The following is a 23,251-nucleotide window of genomic DNA, read 5'->3' as shown; positions in this document are numbered from 1 at the left end:
ACTCCTTATGACAGAATAACAACGAATTACTTGAGTATATTCGCCCACTTGCGCTTCACCCGATTTGTTGATGGGTTTGTGGCAGGCTTCTGGTTATAATTTTTGCCTTCCCGAGCGTTGATGGAACAGTCGCAATGAGCAATGCACTGAGCAGTGTCCCGCCGGTAGTCGCGATGGACTACCCCTTTCCGGCCAAACCTCTTCCCCTGAGTGCCGAGCAGAGAACGACCTTGACCACAGAAATCAAGGCGCTGCTCAAGGAGCGCAAGGCGGTACTGGTTGCCCACTACTACACGGATCCCGAGATCCAGGCGCTGGCCGAAGCCACCGGCGGTTTCGTCGGTGACTCGCTGGAGATGGCCCGCTTTGGCCGCGATCACGAGGCGCAAACTCTGATTGTCGCCGGGGTGCGCTTCATGGGGGAAACCTCCAAGATCCTGAGCCCCCACAAGCGGGTGCTGATGCCGACCCTGGAGGCTGAATGCTCGCTGGATCTGGGCTGTCCCATCGAACAGTTCTCCGCCTTCTGCGATGCCAATCCCGACCATACCGTGGTGGTCTATGCCAATACCTCGGCCGCCGTCAAAGCACGGGCTGACTGGGTGGTGACCTCCAGCATCGCGCTCGAGATCGTCGAGCACCTCGACAGTCTGGGTCACAAGATCATCTGGGGCCCGGATCGCCATCTGGGTGCCTATATCGAGAAGAAGACCGGGGCGCAGATGCTGCGCTGGCAGGGCCACTGCATCGTCCACGACGAGTTCAAGGCCCGCGCCCTGCGCGAGCTGAAAGAGCAGAATCCGGACGCCGCCGTGCTGGTTCATCCGGAATCCCCCGCCTCGGTGATCGAGCTGGCCGATGCGGTGGGCTCCACCAGTCAGCTGATCAAGGCGGCCAAGGAGCTGCCCCAGCAGAAGCTGATCGTGGCGACCGATCGGGGCATCTTCTACAAGATGCAGCAGGCTTGTCCGGAGAAAGAGATGGTGGAAGCACCGACCGGTGGCGATGGCGCCACCTGCCGCAGCTGCGCCCACTGCCCCTGGATGGCGATGAACGGTCTGGTGGCGATCAAGGAGGCCCTCACCGACGGTGCCGAGCGCCACGAGATCCATGTCGACGAAGATCTGCGGGTCAAAGCCTTGATCCCCCTCGATCGGATGCTCAATTTCGCCGCCGAACTCAAGCTCAAGACTCAGGGCAACGCCTGATTGTGGCCGTCAAGAGATGCAAAGAGGGCTCCCGCGGGAGCCCTCTTTATTTATCTGAACCTCATCCTGCTCAGATGATCACGGTGGAGAGGCTGTGCTCTTCATCCGGTGCAACGGTCACTCCCGCCTCACCGGCGATGGCCGCTTCGACGCAGAGCATGGTGCGATAGCCATCGTCGCTCATGTCGGCCATGGCGGTGGCCCCTTCCAGCCAGGGAGTCCAGACCACCACGCTGTCGTGGTTGCCGCTCACTACCCGCGTCTCACGCTCACCATCCTGCACGCTCACCAGCGCCTCTGGCTGCCAGTAGACCCGATCCAGCGGCCCGTTCAGGGTCAATGCACCCTGTTGTTTGGCATCCTGTCCGGTCAGCTTGTCGGCATAGGGCTCGCCCAGACCGGTGACGCTCACCGCTTCCGGCGCACTGATGACCAGATAGGTATGTAGCGCACCGCTATATGTCAGCGGCTGTGCGCCGGTGTTGCGCGTGGTCAGCACCAGTGAGAGCTCTTTGCCAACCAGTACGTCCAGCTCCAGCTCGAAGGCGTGATCCCACAGGGCACGGGTCGCATCGCTGTCGCGCAGAGAGAGGTGCACCAGGGTGCCGTCGGCGTGATCGGAGACCCCATCCAGCATCCAGAGGGTGGTGCGGGCAAAGCCGTGGGAGGGCTTGCCGCTACCGACACGGGCTGGCGCCGGGCCAAACCAGGGCCAGCAGATCGGGATACCGCCACGAACAGGCTTGCTGCCATCCAGCACCGCCTTGTCACTCAGCCAGATGGAGGCTGGCTCGCCATGGCGCTGATAGCTCAGCACATGGGCGCCAAACAGGCTGATCTCGGCCTTGGCATAGTCGTTGTTGATGGTGAGAACCGGCAGACCGGCAGCATTGTTGGCAAGCTTGCAATTGGCTGTCAGGGGACGAATGGATTGCATGTGGACTCCTGTCATCAGGGGAAACCGAAAAACAAAAAGGCGGCCAATGGCCGCCTTTTTCAAGCTACGCGATTGCGCATCCCAAATTACTTGGAGATGTGAGCGATCAGGTCCAGAACTTTACTGGAGTAGCCCATTTCGTTGTCGTACCAGGATACAACTTTAACGAATTTGTCGTTCAGCTGGATACCAGCCTTGGCGTCGAATACGGAGGTCTGACGCTCACCCAGGAAGTCGGTAGATACAACTTCGTCTTCGGTGTAGCCCAGAACGCCTTTCATAGCGCCTTCGGAAGCAGCTTTCATCGCTTCGCAGATTTCTGCGTAGGTGGCAGCTTTCTTCAGGTTAACGGTCAGGTCAACAACAGACACGTCCGGAGTCGGAACACGGAAAGCCATACCGGTCAGCAGGCCTTTCAGTTCCGGGATAACTACGCCAACAGCTTTGGCTGCACCGGTAGAGGACGGGATGATGTTCTGAGCCGCACCGCGGCCACCGCGCCAGTCTTTAGCAGACGGACCATCAACGGTCTTCTGGGTAGCAGTGGTAGCGTGAACGGTGGTCATCAGGCCAGACTCGATACCGAAGGTATCGTTCAGAACCTTGGCGATCGGGGCCAGGCAGTTGGTGGTGCAGGAAGCGTTGGAAACGATGTCCTGGCCAGCGTAGGTAGAGTCGTTAACACCCATTACGAACATCGGGGTAGCGTCTTTGGACGGGCCAGTCAGAACAACTTTCTTGGCACCAGCAGCGATGTGCTTACGAGCAGTCTCGTCGGTCAGGAACAGACCGGTAGCTTCAGCAACAACGTCAACACCGATTTCGCCCCACTTCAGGTTGGCCGGGTCACGCTCAGCGGTAACACGTACGGTTTTGCCGTTTACAACCAGGTTGCCGTCTTTAACTTCAACGGTACCGTTGAAACGACCGTGAGTTGAATCGTACTTCAGCATGTAAGCCATGTAGTCAACATCGATCAGATCGTTGATACCAACAACTTCGATGTCAGCACGCTCGGCGGCCAGACGGAATACGAAACGACCGATACGGCCAAAACCGTTAATACCTACTTTGATAGTCATATTTAGTTACCTAACTGTTCAGTAGTCAAAGAAAATTCCGCTTGTAAATTTACTAGAACTCTCCGGTGAGTCAACCAACATTCTGTCTGAAATTGCGCTATATCATGAAAAACTGTGAAATTAATTTTCTGTTTATGTAACTGATTACCACATTTTGACGAAAAAAGTGCCAGAACGTGGCATCGCGCAGATATCCACAATAGTGCCTACTCGGTCACACAACCGTGATGATAGATATGTAAAAATGTGCGCGGTTTAGCATGGCCAAAGAGCCACTGTTCAAGTACCACCCATAAAAATTAATCAAAATAGTATAGATAGAATCCACAGCGGGAATTCTCAAACTATGACCACCCTGATTGAACAGCTGGCTGCCGCAAAAGGTATCGCCAGCGAGTATGTCGATGCCTGGGGCCACCCGGCCCAGGTATCCGAAGAGAGCAAGGCCGCCATGCTGGGCGCCATGGGCTACCGCGTCGATGACGAGGCCGCCCTGGTGCAACAGCTGGAAGAGGAGCATCGCCAGCACTGGCTGCGGGCGCTGGATCCTGTGATGGTGGTTCGCACCGGCGACGCCGTTACCCTTGAGGTTCGCCTCCCCATCGAATTCGTCAACGATGCCCTCACCTGGCAGCTCCAGCAGGAGCAGGGTGCTGTGCTGTCCGGCCAATTCACCCCCATCGAAGGTGAGCTGGTCGGCGTGGCCGAATTTGAAGAGATGGAGTGCCAGGCCTATCGCGTCACCCTGGAAATGGCCCCGGAGCTGGGTTATCACCAGCTGGTGCTGCTGGAAGAGGGCAATGACGAGCCGCTGGCCACCATGCGCCTCATCGTAGCCCCCAAGGCGTGCTACAAGCAGCCGCCGATTGCCGATGGCCGCAAGGTATGGGGCCCGAGCGTGCAGCTCTATTGCCTGCGCAGCCGCCACAACTGGGGCATTGGTGATTTCAGCGATCTGGGCCAGCTGGTCGAGAAAGCGGCCACCTGGGGTGCCCACTTCGTCGGCCTCAACCCTATCCACGCCCTCTATCCGGCCAATCCGGAGAGCGCCAGTCCCTACAGCCCCTCTTCCCGTCGCTGGCTCAACGTGGCCTATATCAACGTGGAGGCGGTGCCCGAATTCCAGCAGAACGATCGCCTGAAAGCGGAAGTGGCAAGCCCTGCCTTCCAGCAGCATCTGGCCGATCTGCGCGCCAAGGAGAACGTCGATTACACCGGCGTGATCCAGACCAAACTCGGCATGCTGCGTCAGGTGTTCGACGAAGCGAGCCTTGGCGCCGAGCGTCAGGCAGCCTTTGATGCCTTCGTGGCCGCCGGTGGCGACAGCCTGCAACAGCAAGCGGCCTTCGATGCCCTGCAAGCCCACTTCTATGCCAAGGGCGAAAATGCCTGGGGCTGGCCGGTATGGCCGCAGGAGCTGCGCGATTACCACAACCCTGCCGTTGCCGCCTGGATGGCCGAGCACCCGCAAGATGTCAACTTCTACCTCTATCTGCAATTCCTGGCTGACGAGCAGCTGGCGCAAGCCGATGCCCGCGCCAAGGCATCCGGCATGGTGATGGGGATCTACCGGGATCTGGCGGTGGGTGTCTCCGAAGGCTCCACCGAGATTTGGGCCAACCAGGATCTCTACTGCCCGAAAGCCTCGGTCGGTGCGCCGCCCGATGTGCTCGGCCCGCTCGGTCAGAACTGGGGCCTGCCCCCGATGAACCCGAACAAGCTGTTTGAAGCGGCCTACCAGCCGATGGTCGATCTGTTCCGTGCCAACATGCGCTCCTGCGGCGCACTGCGCATCGACCACGTGATGGCCTTGCTGCGCCTGTGGTGGGTCCCGCCCGGAGAGTCAGCCGCCAAGGGCGCCTACATCTACTATCCGGTCAACGATCTGCTGGGCATTCTGGCCCTCGAATCCCACCGCAACCAGTGCCTGCTGATCGGCGAGGATCTCGGTACCGTGCCGGAGGGGATCGACGTGACCCTGAAAGAGAACGGCGTTCACTCCTACAAGGTGTTCTTCTTCGAACGCTCCAAGGCGGATGGCGGCTTCATCTCCCCGGCTCACTACACCGAGCAGGCGATGTCAGCCCTGACCACCCACGACATGCCAACCCTGAAAGGGTTCTGGCACTGCGACGATCTGGCGCTCGGTCGTCAACTGGGCCTGTATCCAGATGAAGATGTCTTGAAGACCCTGTATGCTGATCGCCACCAGGCGAAACAGCGGATCCTCGACAGCTTGCATGCCCACAAGGTCATCTCTGACAACATCAGTCATGACGTGAACTGGGTCGGCATGAACACCGAACTCAATCACGGTCTGCAGATCCACATGTCACGCGGCAGCTGCGCCCTGTTCAGTACCCAGCTGGAAGACTGGCTGGAGATGGACAAGCCGGTCAACGTACCGGGCACCAGTTACGAATACCCCAACTGGCGCCGCAAGCTCTCTGCCGATCTGGAAGATATTTTTGCCAATGAGGCACTCAAGGCGCTGGCCGGCAAGATGAGCCAGGCCCGTGATGAGGCCAGTCGTTGAGACGCTGTCTCTCACAGCACTCTCACCTAAATCCACTCCGGCTTCGGCCGGAGTGGATGCTCTGTCATGAAAGGAAATCTCGATGCTCGTTGAACGTTTGGTTGCTGCCCGCTGTTCCGATCCCTTCTCTCACTTAGGCCTGCAGGCCAATCCGGATGGGCCCGGCCTCAAACTGACCGCCTGGTTGCCTGATGCCCTCGAAGTTCGCGTCAAGGATCTCAAGTCGGGCAAGGTTGTTGCCACCCTGGCGCCCACCGATGAATCGGGTCTTTTTGAAACTGTTTTCACCCGCCGTAAAAACCCCTTCCCCTATCAGCTGCTCGCCAGCTACCCAGATGCTACCACCGAGGTCATCGACCCCTATCAGTTTCAGGATGCCGCCTGGGCAGGCCTGGCCGAACTGACCGCCCAGCCGGAAAATCTCTACCACACCCTTGGCGCCCAGCTGCGCACCGTGGAGCATCTCGGCCAGCAGGTAGAAGGGGTGCGTTTTGCGGTCTATGCGCCGAGCGCCACCGCCGTGAGCCTGATCGGCGATTTCAACTTCTGGGATGGCCGTCGCCACCCGATGCAGCGCAGTCTCTGCGGTCACTGGGTGCTGTTTGTGCCGGGCCTCAAGGCGGGGGATCGCTACAAGTTTGAACTGAAAGATCCCGCAGGTCATCGTCTGCCCCACAAGAGCGATCCGGTCGGCTTCTACTGCGAGCAGTACCCGTCGTTCGCCTCCGTGGTCTATGACCACGCCCAGTACCAGTGGCAGGATGCCGAGTGGATCGCCAGCCAGCACAACGACAAGCGCGAGCAGCCGCTCTCCATCTATGAGCTGCATGTCGGCTCCTGGAAGCGTCACCCCAATGGCGACAGCCTGAGCTGGCGCGAACTGGCGGTGGAGCTGGTCGCCTACGTCAAGGAGATGGCCTACACCCATATCGAGCTGCTGCCGGTCTCCGAGCACCCCTTTAGCGGCTCCTGGGGCTACCAGCCGGTAGGCATGTTCTCCCCCACCAGCCGCTACGGTACGGCCGATGATTTCAAATACTTCGTCGACCAGTGTCACCAGGCAGGCATCGGCATCATTCTGGACTGGGTCCCCGCCCACTTCCCGTCCGATGCCCACGGGCTGGCCCGTTTCGACGGCACCCCGCTCTATGAATATGAAGATCCGCGCCGTGGCTGGCACCCGGACTGGAACTCCTACATCTATGACTTCGGCCGCGACACCGTGCGCCAGTTCCTGGTGGCGAGCGCCCTGTTCTGGCTCGACAAGTTCCATATCGACGGCCTGCGGGTGGATGCGGTCGCCTCCATGCTCTATCTGGACTATTCGCGTAACGAGGGCGAATGGGTACCGAACGTCGATGGCGGCAACCACAACTATGAGGCGATCAGCCTCTTGAAATGGACCAACGAAGAGGTCTACGGCAAGTATCCTCACGCCATGACCATCGCCGAAGAGTCCACCGCCTTTGCCGGTGTCTCCCGCCCCACCTTCCTCGGCGGCCTCGGCTTTGGCTTCAAGTGGAATATGGGCTGGATGCACGACACCCTCACCTATATGCAGAAAGAGCCGATCCACCGTCGCTACCACCACAACGACATGACCTTCTCCATGGTGTATCACTATGACGAGAACTTCATCCTGTCGCTCTCTCACGACGAAGTGGTCCACGGCAAGCACTCCATGCTCTACAAGATGCCCGGTGACGAGTGGCAGCAAGCCGCCAACCTGCGCGCCTACATGGGCTTCATGTATGCCCACCCGGGCAAGAAGCTCAACTTCATGGGCACCGAGATCGCCCAGAGCAACGAGTGGAACCACGATGCCCAGCTGCCGTGGCATCTGCTGCAATATCCCAAGCATGCCGGTCAGCAGCGGTTGATCCACGATCTCAACCACCTCTACCGTCAAGAGCCTGCCTTGTATCAGGCCGATTATGATCAGACCGGCTTCCGCTGGCTGGATCACAACGATGCCGACAACAGCATCTTTGCCTGGCTGCGAGCCGACAAAGAGGGCAAGCAGGCCATAGTAGTAGCGTGCAACTTCACCCCGGTGCCCCGTCTCGAGTATCGGGTCGGCGTCCCTGCGGCGGGCCACTATCGGGTGGTGCTCAACACCGACAGCGAGTATTACTGGGGAAGCAACTATGATGTGGGTCTGGTGTTCGCTGCCGAGCCGACCCCCTGGCAGGGGATGGCAAACAGCATAGTGCTGGATCTGCCGCCGCTGGCGACCTTGTTCATCAAACAGGAGTCTTGATGCTTGTAATGGAAAAAGGGGTGGGCCACCCGCTGGGGGCCCGCCTTGACGAGAACGGTTGCCACTTCTGTGTCTGGGCTCCCCAGTCGGACAAGGTGGAGCTCTGCCTGTTCGATGAACAGGAGCAGGAGATAACCCGACTTGAGCTGCCCGGCCGCCGTGGCCAATATCGCTTTGGCTACGTGCGCGGCATGCAGGCGGGTCAGCGCTACGGCTATCGGGTCTATGGCGCCCCGCAGGAGGGGATGCTGTTCGATCCGCAAAAACTGCTGATCGACCCCTACGCCAAGGCACTCAGCCGTCCCACCTACTGGGATGAGGCCCTCTATCAGGGGGACAGTGCCGGGATGATTGCCAAGTCGGTGGTGGTGGATGACGGCTTTGACTGGCAAGGCATCGGCAAGCCCGGGATCAGCCCGGCCCGCACCATCCTCTACGAGACCCACGTCAAGGGCTTTACCAAGCAGCACCCAGGGATCCCCAAAGCGCTGCAGGGCACCTATCTTGGCATCAGTCACCCACTGGTCATCGAGCACATCAAGAGTCTCGGCGTCACCTCGGTGCAGTTGATGCCGGTGGCCGCCTTCATGTCGGAACCGCGACTGGAGCAGTTGGGACTGACCAACTACTGGGGCTACAACCCCATCGCCTTCTTCGCCCCGGAGCCGCGCTACAGCACCAAGGCCGACGAGGCGGTGATCGAGTTCAAGACCATGGTGCGCGAGCTGCACCGGGCCGGGCTCGAAGTGATCCTGGATGTGGTCTACAACCACACCGCCGCCTCGGGCTTCGACGGCCCCACCCTCTCGTTCAAGGGCTTTGACAACGCCGGTTACTACGCTTTCGAAGCGGGCCCTCACGGCCCCGATTACACCCGTCACGCCAACGTGACCGGCTGTGGCAACAGCGTCAATCTGGATCACCCCAACACCCTGCGACTGGTGCTCGATGCCTTGCGCTACTGGGTCACCGAGATGCAGGTGGACGGCTTCCGTTTCGATCTGGCGGTGACGCTGGCGCGGGAGGCAGGCGAGTTCGAGCCGATGGGTGCCTTCTTCAAGGCGGTGATGGCCGATCCTGTGCTGTCACAGGTCAAGCTCATTGCCGAGCCCTGGGATATCGGCCCCTTTGGCTACCGGCTGGGTCAGTTCCCCAGCCAGTGGCAGGAGATCAACGACCGCTATCGCGACACGGTACGCGCCTTCTGGCGTGGCGATGCGGGCAAGATGGGGGACTTTGCCACCCGTCTGGTGGGGTCGCGGGATATCTTCCCGAAAAACTGGCGCTCGCCCCACACCAGCGTCAACTACCTCTGCTATCACGACGGTTTCACCCTGGAGGATCTGGTCTCCTACAACCAGCGCCACAACCAGGCCAACGGTGAAGACAATCGGGATGGCCACGGCAACAACCTCTCCTATAACCACGGGGTAGAGGGGCCGACTCTGGATCCGCGGGTCAACAGCCTGCGCCAGCAGCAGAAGCGCAATCTGATTGCCACCCTGCTGCTCTCGCAAGGGACGCCGCACTTCCTCGCTGGCGACGAGATGGGCCGCAGCCAGCTTGGCAACAACAACGCCTACTGTCAGGACAACCAGATCAGCTGGGTCAACTGGCAGTGGCGGCCGGAGGACGAGCGGCTGTTCGCCTTCACCCAGCAGATGATGGCACTGCGGGCGGAGTCGTGCGTCTTCTCCAATCTGCAATTGAGCGATGACAGCTGGAACGGCGCCGCCGCCAGCTGCCATCAGGTCAACTGGTATCACCCGGATGGCCACCAGCTCACCGATCAGGATTGGCACGCCCCCATGGGGCAGGCATTTGCCATGGATATCGGCATGATCAACTGTGTCGGCGAGCGCTGGTACGTGCTGTTCAATGCCAGCGACTACGACATCCAGTTCCGCCTGCCACCGCCGGGGGAAGGGCTGGAGTGGATCCAGACCATCGACACCGCCACCAACGACGGCTTGCCGTTCCTGCCCGATGACATCAAACGACAGGTGGCGGTCGGTCGCGCCCACTCCCTCAAGCTGCTGGAGCGGGTGGCGCTGGCCAGCACGGCGCAGGATGCTCAACCACCGCAGCAGGCCCTTCTCCCTGCATCCGGTGCGGACATGGCTGCCACCTCGATCACAAATGCGGGCAAACCATAACAGGCATACTGGAGTCAGCTTTAGGGAGCCGCTATGCTGGGCCCCGTGATTGATGGCAAGGAGTCGGTATGAGCAGTAACAACCCGGAACAGTGGCGCAGCAAGCTAAGCGCCGAGCAGTTTCACGTCTGCTGGGAGAAGGGCACCGAGCGACCCTACAGCGGCGCCCTGCTCCACAATCGCAAAAGTGGTGACTACCTCTGTGTCTGCTGCAAGAGCGTGCTGTTTCACTCAGGCGCCAAGTTTGATTCCGGCTGCGGCTGGCCTTCGTTCGACAAGGCCATCGAGGGGACGGTGAACTATACCGAAGACAGCAGCCACGGCATGAAGCGGGTGGAGATCACCTGCCGCCAGTGCGGCTCTCACCTCGGCCACGTCTTCCCGGACGGCCCGACCGAGACTGGCCAGCGCTACTGCGTCAACAGCCTGAGTCTGGATTTCGATCCCGACGCTTAAGCGGCTGATCCATTGCAATAAAAACGGCGCCTCCATCATGGAGGCGCCGTTTTTTTATCGGGCTTTCACCGGCGTCACGCCAGCAAGATGGTGGCCATCACCAACAGGGCCGCGATGGCTGGCACCGGCAGCTTCACCACCCGCAGCAGATAAAAGCCGATGGCCGCCAGCGCCAGATCGGTCGGTGCCAGCACCGCGCTCTGCCACACCGGCTGATAGAGCGCCGCCAGCAACAAGCCCACCACGGCGGCGTTGATGCCAATGACGGCCCCTGCCAGACGGGGTTGGACCAACCACTGTTGCCAACAGGGGCCCACCGCCCAGAGCAGCAGAAAGCCGGGCGCAAAGAGCGCCAGGGTCGCCGACAAGGCTCCGAGCAGCGGCATCTCGGGCAGCAGTTGGGCGCCGAGATAAGTGGCGAGGGTAAACATGGGGCCCGGCACCAGTTGCGCCAGACTGTAGCCGGTCAGAAACTGTTGCTGGCTGAGGGTGTGGCCCACGCTCTCTTGCAGCAACGGCAGCACTACGTGACCACCGCCAAACACCAGACTACCGGCCCGATAGAAGTCGGCAATCAGCTGGCCAAGCGTGCCGAGAGGGCCACCGAGCAGCGGCAGGCCAATAAAGAGGGCGGCAAACAGCAGCAGGGTCGGCCAGTGAGGATGACGGGTAGTGGCTGAAAACTCCTCGGCAGTGGCTGTCCCACTGCCCGCCCCGCTCTGGCTGCGGGCGCAGATCAGCGCCGCTCCCGCCAGCATCAGCAGCTGGGTCAGCAAGCCGGGCTGCCACCAGAGCGCGGCCGCGGTCGCGACCATGATCCCTTGGGTCAGCGACGTGGTACAGAACTGGCGGCTCATGGTGAGCACCGCATCGGCCACCACAATAAGCGCCAGCAGCTTGAGGCCGTGCAGGGCTGCATCGAGCCAGAGGTTGTTGCCCAGCAAACCCACTCCGACTGCTGCCGCCAGCAGCAACAGAAAGGAGGGCAAGGTGAAGCCGATAAAGGCACAAAGCGCCCCGCCCAGACCGGCGCGATGGCGACCGATGGCAAAGCCGAGCTGACTGGAAGCTGGCCCCGGCAGCAATTGGCACAGCGCCAGCAACCGGGCAAACTCGGCCTGCGTCAGCCAGCCGAGCCGCTCGACGAAGGTGCGCTGGAAAAAGCCGATATGGGCAGCCGGGCCGCCAAAACTGATGCATCCGAGCCACAAAAACTGAATAAATACCTGTCCCACGCTCTTCTCCCTCATCCCTCTTCCCCCGATGGAGAGGAGATATTATGACAGCCCGATGATCGTTTTATGACAGTCAGGCTGATTCGGCCGACACCATTGGCACATCATTCGGCAAGTAGCAGCGTCCCGCCAGCCAGCAGGCGATGGACTGACGGCTGGCATCGAAGTGGGGCTCGGGCAACTCGCGCGGATCGCACCAGACCCACCCTTCGCACTTCTCCGGCTCCAGCAGTTTCGGCTCGCCCTCAGCCTGTGCCAGCAAGGTGACCGAGATATAGTGCAGCCCGCTCTCGCGCCAGGTCTCCAGATTGTTGGTCACTGCCACCACCTCGGGCCCGTGGATCTGCAATCCCGTCTCCTCGGCCACCTCGCGGATCGCCGCCGACTCGAAGCTCTCCCCCACTTCAAGATGACCGCCCGGGATCGACCAGTAGGGGGCGTGGCTCCCCTTGCGTTTGCCAAGCAGAACCCGGCCCTGAACATTGGTCAGGATGACGCCGACACCGACGCGGGGATAGAGAGTGGACATGAAAACGCTCCTTCAATGAGGCGGTAAAAACGGCCTCACATTAGGCTGAAGGAGGGCGCAGAGCAAGCCCCGGCTGATCGGCTTCAGCCCCCGCCAGTGACCCCTTGCCCATTAACCGGTTATCACAGATGCTGGGGAGCGAAGCCCGGATGGCAAGGCCATTCCTATCCTTCACATCCTCCATCGCCCCGAGACCCCGAGGTGTCAGCCATGACAAAATTGCTCCCCCTGTGCGCCCTGTTACTCACGGCTTGCCAAACCACGTCGCCGCCCGACTCGCTCGCCATCGATGATGCCGACGCCTGGCAGGCCATATGCAAAGATGGCACCCGGGTTCGCGCCATTGTGGCAGAGGGGATCTGCCAGGATCATCGCGGGGTTGCCATGTGGACGAATAAGCCAAGAGCCGAACGGATGGCAGAAGAAGCCGCCAAATAGTGTGATCCAGACACCATAAAATGACACAACCGGCCAGTTGGCCGGATTTTTTCGCGATCTCGCCTGCACTTTGCCACCTTGTTCATGGTGCGCTCAGTTTTCTGTTCCCATACTGGCCCTACAGTTCCAACAGCACAGTTCCAAAAAGAGGAGAGACAAGATGCAGACATCACTCGTCGGGCTCTCCATTCTGTGGGGGCTAGCCAGTTTTGGTGTTCAGGGGGATTTCATCGAGAGCCGTGATTCCGTTGCGCCATCTTGGCAAGCCGAGTCCAGAGTGGAGATGGAAGGTTATCTGATTGAATCGCTAGGCGAAGATCGCTGGCTGTTCGACAACGGCAGCGAGAGCCTGCTGGTCTCCCTGCCCGAAGGGCAGTGGGTGCCGACCGGTGAGCGGCTGCGGGTCAGCGGCGAACCGCAGCAAGAGCAGACCGGCTGGCTGCTGCAGGTGGAAGACATCAGCCAGGTCAGCGTCTGATTTCGGCGCCAGCTAACCAATACCGCATAACAGAAAGAGGAGGCCACCGGCCTCCTCTTTCTGTTTATATGGGCGTTTCTGTTTATATGGGCGTTTGGCTGTTTGCGCGGGCTCAAATCCGCAAAGAGAAGCGGCTGCCAGTCATATCCCAGACCGACCGCCATCCCGCGCAGGATGACTCACCCCAGATGGTTGAGCGGCAGCGCCGTCTTGTGCTTGATGCGGCGCAGCACGAAGCTGGAGCGCACCCCGGTCACCCCCGGAATATGGGTCAGCTTGTCCAGCAGGAAGTGCTGGTAGTGCTCCATGTCGCGTACCACCACCTTGAGCTGGTAATCGGCATCGTTGCCGGTGATGAGGTCACACTCCAGCACTTCCGGCAGCTCGCTGATGGCACGGTCGAAGTTTTCGAACCGCTCCGGCGTGTGTCGGTCCATGGAGATGTGAATGTAGGCGGTGAGAGTGAGACCAAGCTGGCGGGCGTTGAGCAGAGTAACGTGGGTGTCGATGAGACCGGCATCCTCCAGCGCCTTGACCCGGCGGGAGCAGGGGGACGGCGAGAGCCCTACCAGCTCGGCCAGCTCCAGATTGCTGATGCGACCATTTTCCTGCATCAGCTCGAGAATATGTCTGTCTATGCGATCAAGTTTCAGCATTTACCCTTCCTCGTTGCAATGACTAATCCACTTTTCCTAGATTAAGGGTGAACTATTGCAAAAACAACCGAAAAAAGTGGTTACTTTGCAACCACTCACCGGTACGGGAGGGATACTATGGTTACATCTTCCGGTGGCAAAGCAGATACCTGACCGGGTCTCTGCGGTGAAGGACCTTACCGGGTCAAGAGCCCCATCAGCCGTCTTACCTTATCGGGAAACGACGGGCTGGAACGAGAGAACCCCCTCCCCGAAGGCAACAAAGCAGGCATCCCGGCGCCTGCTTTGTTGTTTTTGGGCGTTTGGCGCAATCAGAGCGCGGGCGGCGTGATGCGATAGAGGCAGCGGTGCGCCCCCTCCAGCAGATACTGCTCCCGCTCCACCGTCGCCGGCGCCAGCAGCTGGCGAAACAGCGCCAGCTCGCTGCGACAAAAACCGCGACAAGTGCGCGCTGCGGCACAGATGGGGCAGTGACTCTCCCACAGCAGCCAGCTGCCATCCCCCTCACAGCGGATCTCCGCCATATAGCCCTCGCGGCTGCGCAGCTCCCTGAGCGCCTCCAGCCGACCGGATAATCCCTTGTTGCCCAGCGTCTGCTGATAGCGCGCCAGCATCTGCTGCTCCCGTTGCAGGATCAGTCGCTCCATCCCCTCCTCACCAAACAGCTCGCGCACGTTGTCGATCAGTTGCACGGTCAGATCGCTATGGCTATCGGGGAAGCGCTGCCAGGCCTGCTCGGTGAGCTGCCACAGCCGCACGGGACGACCGCGCCCGCGCGCCTCGTCGCTGAAGGTGACCCACCCCTCCTGCTCCAGTGCGAGCAGGTGCTGGCGGGCGCCCATGGAGGTCATCTGCAACTGCTCCCCCAGCGCGGCGGCGCTCTGCGGGCCATGGCTCTTGAGCAGAAACAGGATCTTGTCGGTGCTTGCGTTCATGATCTCATTATGGGGATCGCCCTTTATTAAATCAACAATTCACTTTACTTAATCCCGTCTATGAACCAGCATAAATAAACCAATAACTTTACTTAATGGGTGCGACATGGAGAAACACGGGCACAAAAACCCCCTCTGGGTGCTAGTCATGACAGTCACGCTGGCCGTCGCAGGCTTTAGCCTCCCCTCCCCGGTGTTGGCTCCTTTGCTGCTGGATCCGGCCCACGGCATGCTGACGCCGGAAGCCTCCGACTGGAGCCGCAAGGTGTGGCTGGGGGTCATCATGGGGCTCTATCCGCTGTTTCAGCTGGTGGGAAGCCCCTGGCTCGGGCGCCTCTCCGACCGCTATGGCCGCAAGCCACTGCTTTTGCTCTCGCTGGCGGGGGTGCTGGCAGGCTATGCCCTGATGGCACTCGGTATCGCTTGGCGATCCCTCCCCCTGTTGCTGCTCAGCCGGATGGTGGAGGGGCTGTGCAACGGCAACATCGCCATCGTGCAGGCGATGGCCGCGGATCTCGCCGGCAAGGAGCACAAGGCCCGCAGCTTTGCCTGGATCAACATCGGCATGAACCTGGGCTGGGTAGTGGGGCCGATGATCGGAGGCTACGCCGCGGTGATCTCGGGGGATTACAGTCTGGCCGCCTGGCTGGCGGTAGGGATGACCCTGCTCAACCTGCTGCTGGTGTACTGGTTGGTCCCCCATCGCCCGCCGGTGGCCTCCACCAGCCAGGCACCGACCCTCTCCAGCCGCCAGCTGTTGCTGCAACCGGCCCTGCTCCCCTACTTCGCGCTCACCCTGATCAGCTATGGCGCCGTGCAGCTCTATTTCACCTACTTCAATATCTGGCTGGTGGAGCGGCTGGCCTGGGATCCGGCCCAGCTGGCGCAGGCGGCGGTGCTGGTGAGCCTGCCCATGATGGCGGGCTCCTGGCTCGGATCCCGCATCGCCCATCACTGGCGCGGCAGCTCCCTCGGCATCGTCGGCCATCTGGTGATGGCGACCGGCATGCTGCTCTTTATCCTGCCCGTTCACTGGTGGGGGCTGGCGCTCACCTTCGTTCCGGCTGGCATCGGCATGAGTCTGGGGGAGCTGGCCACCTCGGTGGCGATCTCCAACCGCAGTCACCCCGAGCAGCAGGGACAGGCGATGGGGCTCTACCGCGCTCTCGCGGTGGGCAGCGAGATCCTGGCGGTGCTGTTCGGCAGTCTGGTGCTGCTGGCCGGTACCGAGTGGCCCTTCTATCTCGCCACCCTCTGCTCCCTTGCCAGCGCCGCCGGTTTCTATCTGCTGCGCCGCCGTGCCGACCGCCGCCAGCAACTGGCCAGCTGCGTCTGAGCCACGAAGGGATCACAGTTCGGCGCTCCGGCCGCGGGCAAGACTTGCATCGGGGCGCCGGGTCTGGGACGGTAAAGCTCTTTGCGGATTTGTTCGATGCTGGAGGAGCTATGAGTGAGTACAAGGCCATCGCGCTCGATATGGATGGCACCCTGCTGACCCGGGATCACAAGATCTCGTCGGCCACCCGGGCGGCACTGGCGCAAGCCCGCGCCCAGGGCATCAAGGTGCTGCTGGTCACGGGGCGCCACTACATGACGGCGCGCCCCTTCCACCATGAGCTGGCGCTCGATACCCCTCTCATCTGCAGCAACGGCGCCTATCTCTATGACCCGGTGCAGAACCGGATCCTCAGCGGCGACCCGCTGGCGGTTGCCCCGCTCGCCGAGCTGCTGGACGCGGTCGAGGCGCAGCAGATGGGGGCCCTGTTCCACCTGAGCGAGGGGATCGGCTATATCGGCTGCGAGGAGCATGTCACCCGCATCCGCAGCTGGTCGGCCAATCAGCCAGCGCACCTAAAGATTGCGATCCACCCGATCGAGGAGCTGGCAGGCTGGCTCGACAACCCGGTCTGGAAACTGGAGCTGTTCAATCAGGATCCGGCGCGCCTGCACGCCTTTATGGGTGAGGTGGTCGAGCTGATGCCCTTTACCCGTGACTGGGCGGCCCCCTATGCGGTGGAGCTGGTGCAGCCGGGTTGCAGCAAGGGCAACCGGCTGGCCCAGTGGGCGGCCAGCGAAGGGATTGCGATGGAGCAGGTGGTGGCGTTTGGTGACAACAACAACGACATCAGCATGTTCGAACAGGTGGGGCTGGCGGTCGCCATGGGCAATGCGGCCCCGCAGATCCAGAGTCATGCCGACCAGGTCACCGCCGACCACAACGAGGATGGCATCGCACTGGCGTTGCAGCGCTGGGTACTGCCCTGATCTGACAAGATGCAACATGGCCAGCACGCTGGCTGGCCATGAATAGAGGGATTAACCGCCGAAGGAGAACTGGATCACCCGATCCGGGTAACGCAGACGGTTGTATTCGTAGCGCAGGGACTCGTAGTGGCGAATGGCGCGGTTGCGCTTGGACCGATAATAGTCGCGCTGTTCCGTGTTGGTTTCGTTGCGGATGCTGCGATCCAGCGCATCGATATCCCGCTCGGTACGCTCCAGCTCGTCGCTGATCTCCCGCAAGCGGGCGGCCAGCTTGTACTCTTCATAGCCGCGCTGATACTGCTTGAGGAAGCTGGCATCGTTGGGGCACACCCCGCGGTACTCCTGCCCCTCCTTGCCCTTGCTGTAGCCCAGCTCGGGAATGCAGTAGAGCTCCAGCCCCTTGTCGTAGCCCCGCTTCCACTCGGCCTCATCCACTCTGAGACCATACTCGCTGCAAGACGAAACGTAATCGCGGGTCGCCTGACGGGTTTTGCCCTCCGAACCATCCTGATAACCCAGGTTGTACCAGCTCATGGTGCGGCACTCGTCTTCTGACAGGGAGCTACATCCCGCCAGCAATACCGGCAGGGTCAGCAACAGGATTTTGGGGGACATGAACAGACTCCGGAAAAGACAGTGACCGGCATTCTAGAGAGGATAAAAGGCCATAACAAGGGATGTGCGCCCGCGCGGGTTGGCGCTGTTTTTTTGATGTTTTTGTCACTATTCAACGCCGTGCCAGGTGGGGCGGCCAACCCGCTTTCCTTGTTATCAGGCGCAAGGTAAACTGCGCCATCTTTTAACTGGCGCGCAACAAAAACAATGGAAGTCCTGACCGTCGATTACCGCTCACCCGATGCGGCCCAACGCTTCACCGAATCCCTGCGAACCACCGGCTTTGGCGTGCTGACCAACCACCCCATCCCGAAAGAGCTGGTGCAGTCCATCTATGACAACTGGTACCGCTTCTTCATGAGCGAGCAGAAGCAGAATTTCCTGTTCAACCGCGAGACTCAGGATGGCTACTTCCCGCCGTCGGTGTCGGAGGTGGCCAAGGGCCATAGCCAGAAAGACATCAAGGAGTACTTCCACCTCTACCCCTGGGGCCAGATGCCGGACACGCTGAAAGAGCAGGCGATGGAGTACTACCGCCTCGCCAACGGTCTGGCCGCCGAGCTGCTGGGCTGGGTCGAGCAGTACACCCCGGACGATATCGCAGCTCACTACAGCTGCCCCCTCTCCTCGATGATCGACGAGAGCCAGAAGACCCTGCTGCGGGTGCTGCACTATCCGCCGTTCGATGGCACCGAGGAGCCGGGAGCCATCCGCGCCGCCGCCCACGAAGATATCAACCTGCTCACCATTCTGCCCGCTGCCAACGAGCCGGGGCTACAGGTGAAGGGTTCCGATGGCGAGTGGATGGATGTGCCGTGCGACTTTGGCACCCTCATCATCAATATCGGCGACATGCTGCAGGAGGCCTCTCGCGGCTACTACCCCTCCACCACCCACCGCGTCATCAACCCGACCGGGGGCAGTGCAGCCAAGTCGCGCATCTCGCTGCCGCTGTTCCTCCATCCGCGCCCGGATGTGGTGCTCTCCGAGCGCCATACCGCCCACAGCTACCTGATGGAGCGGCTGCGGGAGCTGGGAGTGATCTAGCCAGCAGACGAGCAGTTGTCAGAGGCCAAACCGGAGCAATAGTGCTCCGGTTTTTATTTGGTGGCAGGATTGGGCAAAAAACAGAATTAAATTAGCCGATCATGCCAATAAATCGCATTTATCCCTGATAACCGTCGTAGTGATTGCGCAGCGACCTCCGTAACATGAGCGCCATTCTGCCCCCGACAAGGGGCGCTCGATTGGAGTTCTTATGAAGCAGTCCCAATGGTCATCCCGACTCGGCTACATCCTCGCCGCTGCGGGTTCCGCTGTCGGTATCGGCGCAATCTGGAAATTCCCCTACGTCACCGCCGTCAACGGCGGCGGCGCCTTCCTGCTGGTCTTTCTGCTGTTCAGCTTCACGCTGGGGGTGGCGGTACTGATGGGGGAGACCCTGCTCGGCAGCATGAGCCGCCGCGGGGTAGTGGGCGCCTTCTCCGAACTGCTCGGCAAACAGTGGCGCTGGGTTGGGGTAATAGGGGTGATCTCTACCCTGCTCATCTACTGCTTCTACAGCGTGGTGGGCGGCTGGACGCTCGGTTATACCGGCATGGCCATCTCCGGCGATCTCAACCATGGTGATGCGGCGGCCCTCACCGCCCGCTTCAATGACTATGTCAGCGGGGATGTCTGGCCCATCCTCACCCACCTGCTGTTTGCCGCCCTCACCTGGATGGTGGTGCAAGGGGGCATTCAGAAAGGGGTGGAACGCACCTTGCGCTGGATGATGCCCGCCCTGTTCCTGATGATCCTGATGCTGGTCGCCTTTGGCCTTACCCTGCCCAATGCGATGGAGGGGGTGCGTCACTTCCTGATGCCCGATTTCAGCAAGCTGGGGATGTCCGGCGTGCTCGACGCCATGGGGCTGGCCTTCTTCTCCCTCTCCATCGGTCTTGGCATTCACACCACCTATGGTGCCTATCTGCCGACCAGCGAAGGGGTCGGTCGCTCCAGCCTCTGGGTAGTGCTGCTTGCCAGCATGGTGGCGGTACTGGCGGGTCTGATGATCTTCCCGGTACTGGCCTCGACCGGTATCGACCCGGCCGCCGGACCCGGCCTCACCTTTATGACCATGCCGGCGGTGTTCCAGCTGTTGCCATTCGGTCAGGTGCTTGAGGTGATCTTCTTCGCCCTGCTGGTGTTTGCGGCACTCTCTTCGGCCATCTCGCTGCTGGAGCATTTGCAGTGCTTCCTGTGCGAAACCTGGGGCTGGTCACGCCGTACGGCCTGCAGCGCCATCACGGCAGTGGTGATGCTCAACGGCATTCCGGTCAGCCTGTCGTTTGGCCCGCTGCAACACGCCACCCTGTTTGGCAAAACCATCTTCGAGCTGCTGGACTTTGTCACATCCAACCTGATGATGCCGCTGTTCGGCCTGATGGTGACGTTGTTGCTGGGCTGGAAGCTGGGACGCAAGGCATTGCCGCACGGGCTGTCGGCCCACTGGAATCACCTGCTGATGAACTGCTGGCGCTGGATTGCCCCCTTGCTGATCGGCGGGATCCTGGTGCGCGGTCTGGTGTGACGGTTACTCTTCGCGGGTGGGCCCACCGGCCCGCCCCTGTGCTGCTCTGACGGCATCCAGGGCATGCTGCCAGCGGGTGATCTCGGCATCATCCGTCCCCTTGGAGAAGACGATATAGAGACCGGCCTGATGAAGCAGCACGCCACTGCTGGCCACGCTGCGGCGGGATAGCCCCATCTTGTCGAGGGTGGCATCCATCACCAGCTCCGCCATCGGCAAGGCATCGATCTTGCCCAGCATCAGCCGATCTATCGCCTCGGCGACCGTCTGGTAGCGCACCAGATTGGTATACCCTTGGTGGGTCAACCGCACATCATCCGCATTGCCCAATACCACGCCCACTCTGGGCAGATCCCGCAGTTGGGCCAGCGAAGTCAGCGGATGGCGACTCCCGGGCACCTGATAGATAAACACCCGATTGATAAAGAGTGGCCCCACCCATTTGAAATGGGACTCCCGCTCCGGGAGTCGCTGAACCACGAACAGGCCATAGCCGGGCTCGACCCGCGCCAGCGCCAGCGCCCGCTTGAGCGGGTAAATCCGCACCGGATAGCGGGTGCCAAGCTCCTGCTGCACCTCATCGATCAGGCGAATGGCGAATCCGTCGAGCTTGCCATCGCGGTATTCGGTAAAAGGGGGTAAATCGTGGCTGAGCAGGGTTAATCCGGGCTGTGCCGACACACTCAGGCAGGCCAGCAACCAGGGCAACACCATCCATCTCATACGACATCCTGTCATATTTTTTATCCCGTCAGCGCCATGTGGTGGCCACTAGTTCCATAAGAAGCTTTGACGATTATCGCCCAGTAAATAGCCACTGGGTAAAAAAGATCCAGCCTGCCGACAGGCTTGTCCATCGAGTGATACGCAGTGGAAGCGGGGTGATAGCTGCCCACATAAAAAATTTTTGATTTTATGTGTCAATTATTCTTTCCATGGTTTAGGCTGTTCCCTCACTCGTTTTCAGGCTGTCACCCCATGTCTTCCATCCTCGTGCTGTTTGGTCGATTTTTTAGCTCGCAAGAGAGGTGACCCTGCACGCACAGTTTTCTGAATGTTCATTGCAAAGGTCGCCTCGGGCGGCCTTTTTGTTGTCTGTCGTTTATTGCTACTCAGGAGTATTGCTTCGATGTCGTGTTACCCGGAGGTTGTATGAGCCAGGTTCAGTGGTCTTCCCGTCTTGGTCATGTGCTGGCCGCAGCAGGCACCGCGATTGGCCTTGGTGCCATCTGGAAGTTTCCCTATGTGACCGCCACCAATGGTGGTGGCGCCTTCCTGCTGGTGTTTCTGCTGTTCAGCTTCACCTTGGGGGTAGCGGTGCAGGTCGGGGAGACCCTGCTCGGCAGCCATAGCCAGCGCGGGGTGCTCGGTGCGTTCCGCAAGCTGGTGGGGCCGAACTGGCGCTGGATGGGGTATATGGGGATCCTCTGCGGCTTCTTTATCTACAGCTTCTACAGCGTGGTCGGTGGCTGGACCGTGGGCTACGCCGCGCTGGCGATGGCAGGCAAGCTCAACCTGAGCGAGGGAAGTGCGCTGACCGCCCTGTTCAACGGCTATGTCAGCAACCCCTGGTGGCCGGTGCTGACCCATCTGATCTTCGCAGGTCTCACCTGGTGGTTCGTCCAGGGGGGCATTCAGAAGGGAGTGGAGCGGGCACTGCGCTGGATGATGCCCGCGCTGTTCATCATGATGTTGCTGCTGGTAGGGGTCGGCCTCTCCATGCCGGGCTCCATGGCGGGTGTGCGCCAGTTGCTGCTGCCAGACTTCTCCATGCTGACCGGCCAGAGCGTGCTGGACGCGCTGGGGCTGGCCTTCTTCTCCCTCTCCATCGGGCTCGGGGTGCACACCACCTATGGCGCCTACCTGCCCAATAGCGACGGCGTGGTGCGCTCCGGGGTCTGGGTGGTCACCCTGGCGAGCATCATATCGGTGCTGGCGGGCTTGATGATCTTCCCGGCGCTGGCCTCTACCGGCATCGATCCCACTGCAGGCCCAGGTCTCACCTTTATGACCATGCCCGCCGTGTTCAGCCATCTGCCGTTCGGTCAGGGGCTGGGTGTGATCTTCTTCCTGCTGCTGCTGGTCGCCGCGCTCTCCTCCTCCATCTCCATGCTGGAGCATCTGGTGCGCTTCACCACCGAGGAGTGGGGTTGGTCGCGTCGTGGCGCCTGCCGGGTGCTGACTCTGCTCATCATGGCCTCCGGCATTCCGGTGAGCCTGTCGTTCGGTCCATGGAGCGATCTGACCCTGTTTGGCAAAACCATCTTCGAGCTGCTCGACTACCTCACCTCCAATCTGATGATGCCGCTGTTTGGTCTGGTGCTGACCCTGCTGCTGGGCTGGCGACTGGGTGATGCCATATTGCCTGCGGGCCTGTCACCCGCCCTGCGTCTGGCACTGCTCTGGTGCTGGCGCGTGGTGGCGCCGCTGCTGATCAGCGGGATCCTGATCCGCGGGATCATGTAACGCTTTGCGCACCCTTGCGGGCAGGCCTTGGCCTGCCCTTTTTATTGCTGGGGTTTGCTTTATGGCTGGCATTCACATGAGCAGCATCACGATGGACATGAGTGCAGTCGGGCAATCTCGGCAGAGCAGAGGAGGTGCGGTGTGGCGGTGTGGCGGTGTGGCGGTGTGGCGGTGTGGCGGTGTGGCGGTGTGGCGGTGTGGCGGTGTGGCACGATAAGAGCTGGAGTTCGGCTCGTCACGACAGCAACAGAAGATGTTGAAGTACTGAATTGCGGGCAAAAAAAATCCCCACCTGAGTGGGGGTTTTTCTCTGAAACATTGCTACAGATTTCAGCTTTTTCTTACGCTTTTTACTACAAATATGGTGGTCGTTACTGGGATCGAACCAGTGACCCCCTCCTTGTAAGGGAGGTGCTCTCCCAGCTGAG

Annotated in this window: 21 protein-coding genes; 12 read left to right on the top strand and 9 right to left on the bottom strand. The window is 60.7% G+C overall.

Features of this window, described 5'->3' with window-relative positions; translation table 11 throughout:
* Positions 1–134: 134 nt before the first annotated feature.
* Positions 135–1,208, top strand: coding sequence for a quinolinate synthase NadA (gene nadA, locus BSP75_RS19085; RefSeq protein ID WP_005335706.1), 1,074 nt, complete (start codon positions 135–137; stop codon positions 1,206–1,208).
* A 70-nt stretch (positions 1,209–1,278) separates the two neighbouring features.
* Here nadA and BSP75_RS19080 read toward each other — a convergent pair whose 3' ends face one another.
* Both BSP75_RS19080 and gap read right to left on the bottom strand, forming a co-directional pair.
* A complete protein-coding gene (locus BSP75_RS19080) occupies positions 1,279–2,145 on the bottom strand; it encodes a D-hexose-6-phosphate mutarotase (RefSeq protein ID WP_075114241.1) in 867 nt (288 codons plus the stop codon).
* Between the two features lie 86 nt (positions 2,146–2,231).
* On the bottom strand, positions 2,232–3,227 hold the full coding sequence (gene gap / locus BSP75_RS19075; protein ID WP_040099300.1) for a type I glyceraldehyde-3-phosphate dehydrogenase: 996 nt from the start codon (positions 3,225–3,227) through the stop codon (positions 2,232–2,234).
* A 346-nt stretch (positions 3,228–3,573) separates the two neighbouring features.
* On the opposite strand from gap, the gene malQ reads away from it, so the two are divergent.
* From malQ to msrB, 4 genes are all read left to right on the top strand, one after another.
* Entirely contained in the window at positions 3,574–5,763 is a 2,190-nt protein-coding gene (malQ, locus tag BSP75_RS19070) for a 4-alpha-glucanotransferase (protein WP_058052550.1), read from the top strand.
* A gap of 82 nt (positions 5,764–5,845) precedes the next feature.
* Positions 5,846–8,023 carry a 1,4-alpha-glucan branching protein GlgB gene (glgB, locus tag BSP75_RS19065; RefSeq protein ID WP_075114240.1) on the top strand — a complete coding sequence of 726 codons (2,178 nt, stop codon included), beginning with the start codon at positions 5,846–5,848 and terminating at the stop codon, positions 8,021–8,023.
* Complete coding sequence (gene glgX, locus BSP75_RS19060; RefSeq protein ID WP_075114239.1) at positions 8,023–10,179, top strand: glycogen debranching protein GlgX; 2,157 nt, start codon at positions 8,023–8,025, stop codon at positions 10,177–10,179. The genes glgB and glgX overlap by 1 nt, the downstream gene beginning before the upstream one ends.
* 68 nt (positions 10,180–10,247) lie before the next feature.
* The gene (msrB, locus tag BSP75_RS19055) at positions 10,248–10,634 is read left to right on the top strand and encodes a peptide-methionine (R)-S-oxide reductase MsrB (protein ID WP_058052553.1); all 387 of its coding nucleotides are present in this window, start codon (positions 10,248–10,250) and stop codon (positions 10,632–10,634) included.
* A gap of 74 nt (positions 10,635–10,708) precedes the next feature.
* On the opposite strand, the gene chrA is transcribed toward msrB, so the two are convergent.
* The gene (chrA, locus tag BSP75_RS19050) at positions 10,709–11,884 is read right to left on the bottom strand and encodes a chromate efflux transporter (RefSeq protein WP_075114238.1); all 1,176 of its coding nucleotides are present in this window, start codon (positions 11,882–11,884) and stop codon (positions 10,709–10,711) included.
* 58 nt (positions 11,885–11,942) lie between these two features.
* The gene (locus BSP75_RS19045; protein WP_075114237.1) at positions 11,943–12,398 is read right to left on the bottom strand and encodes an NUDIX hydrolase; all 456 of its coding nucleotides are present in this window, start codon (positions 12,396–12,398) and stop codon (positions 11,943–11,945) included.
* Positions 12,399–12,608: 210 nt separating this feature from the next.
* Between BSP75_RS19045 and BSP75_RS19040 the strand changes: the two genes are divergently transcribed.
* Together BSP75_RS19040 and BSP75_RS19035 are read left to right on the top strand one after the other, a co-directional pair.
* Entirely contained in the window at positions 12,609–12,836 is a 228-nt protein-coding gene (locus BSP75_RS19040; protein WP_075114236.1) for a hypothetical protein, read from the top strand.
* A 160-nt stretch (positions 12,837–12,996) separates the two neighbouring features.
* Positions 12,997–13,314, top strand: a complete 318-nt coding sequence (locus BSP75_RS19035; protein WP_042062015.1) for a hypothetical protein — start codon at positions 12,997–12,999, stop codon at positions 13,312–13,314.
* 179 nt (positions 13,315–13,493) lie between these two features.
* On the opposite strand, the gene BSP75_RS19030 is transcribed toward BSP75_RS19035, so the two are convergent.
* Positions 13,494–13,970: an Lrp/AsnC family transcriptional regulator gene (locus tag BSP75_RS19030; RefSeq protein ID WP_005304871.1), complete on the bottom strand. Its 477-nt coding sequence runs from the start codon at positions 13,968–13,970 to the stop codon at positions 13,494–13,496.
* A 311-nt stretch (positions 13,971–14,281) separates the two neighbouring features.
* Positions 14,282–14,905, bottom strand: a complete 624-nt coding sequence (locus BSP75_RS19025) for a metalloregulator ArsR/SmtB family transcription factor (protein WP_075114235.1) — start codon at positions 14,903–14,905, stop codon at positions 14,282–14,284.
* A gap of 106 nt (positions 14,906–15,011) precedes the next feature.
* On the opposite strand from BSP75_RS19025, the gene BSP75_RS19020 reads away from it, so the two are divergent.
* Positions 15,012–16,241, top strand: a complete 1,230-nt coding sequence (locus tag BSP75_RS19020) for an MFS transporter (protein WP_075114234.1) — start codon at positions 15,012–15,014, stop codon at positions 16,239–16,241.
* Positions 16,242–16,351: 110 nt separating this feature from the next.
* Positions 16,352–17,170, top strand: a complete 819-nt coding sequence (locus BSP75_RS19015) for a Cof-type HAD-IIB family hydrolase (protein ID WP_075114233.1) — start codon at positions 16,352–16,354, stop codon at positions 17,168–17,170.
* Between the two features lie 51 nt (positions 17,171–17,221).
* Here BSP75_RS19015 and BSP75_RS19010 read toward each other — a convergent pair whose 3' ends face one another.
* Positions 17,222–17,785, bottom strand: coding sequence for a DUF2799 domain-containing protein (locus BSP75_RS19010; protein ID WP_075114232.1), 564 nt, complete (start codon positions 17,783–17,785; stop codon positions 17,222–17,224).
* A gap of 207 nt (positions 17,786–17,992) precedes the next feature.
* On the opposite strand from BSP75_RS19010, the gene BSP75_RS19005 reads away from it, so the two are divergent.
* Positions 17,993–18,832 (top strand): 2OG-Fe(II) oxygenase family protein, encoded by an 840-nt coding sequence (locus BSP75_RS19005; RefSeq protein ID WP_075114231.1) that lies wholly within the window; start codon positions 17,993–17,995, stop codon positions 18,830–18,832.
* A gap of 211 nt (positions 18,833–19,043) precedes the next feature.
* Positions 19,044–20,357 (top strand): sodium-dependent transporter, encoded by a 1,314-nt coding sequence (locus BSP75_RS19000; protein ID WP_075114230.1) that lies wholly within the window; start codon positions 19,044–19,046, stop codon positions 20,355–20,357.
* 3 nt (positions 20,358–20,360) lie between these two features.
* Here BSP75_RS19000 and BSP75_RS18995 read toward each other — a convergent pair whose 3' ends face one another.
* Complete coding sequence (locus BSP75_RS18995) at positions 20,361–21,080, bottom strand: transporter substrate-binding domain-containing protein (RefSeq protein WP_075114229.1); 720 nt, start codon at positions 21,078–21,080, stop codon at positions 20,361–20,363.
* Positions 21,081–21,509: 429 nt separating this feature from the next.
* Between BSP75_RS18995 and BSP75_RS18990 the strand changes: the two genes are divergently transcribed.
* Positions 21,510–22,823, top strand: coding sequence for a sodium-dependent transporter (locus BSP75_RS18990; RefSeq protein ID WP_075114228.1), 1,314 nt, complete (start codon positions 21,510–21,512; stop codon positions 22,821–22,823).
* Positions 22,824–23,058: 235 nt separating this feature from the next.
* Here the strand turns inward: BSP75_RS18990 and BSP75_RS21935 are convergent.
* Positions 23,059–23,251: hypothetical protein (locus BSP75_RS21935; RefSeq protein ID WP_216219197.1), on the bottom strand; the 193-nt coding region annotated here is incomplete at its 5' end.

The organism is Aeromonas sp. YN13HZO-058 (assembly GCF_001921245.1).
GTDB classification, from domain to species: domain Bacteria; phylum Pseudomonadota; class Gammaproteobacteria; order Enterobacterales; family Aeromonadaceae; genus Aeromonas; species Aeromonas allosaccharophila.
The sequence above is the reverse complement of the archived record's forward strand: the minus strand, read 5'-3'. Positions and strand labels throughout refer to the sequence as shown.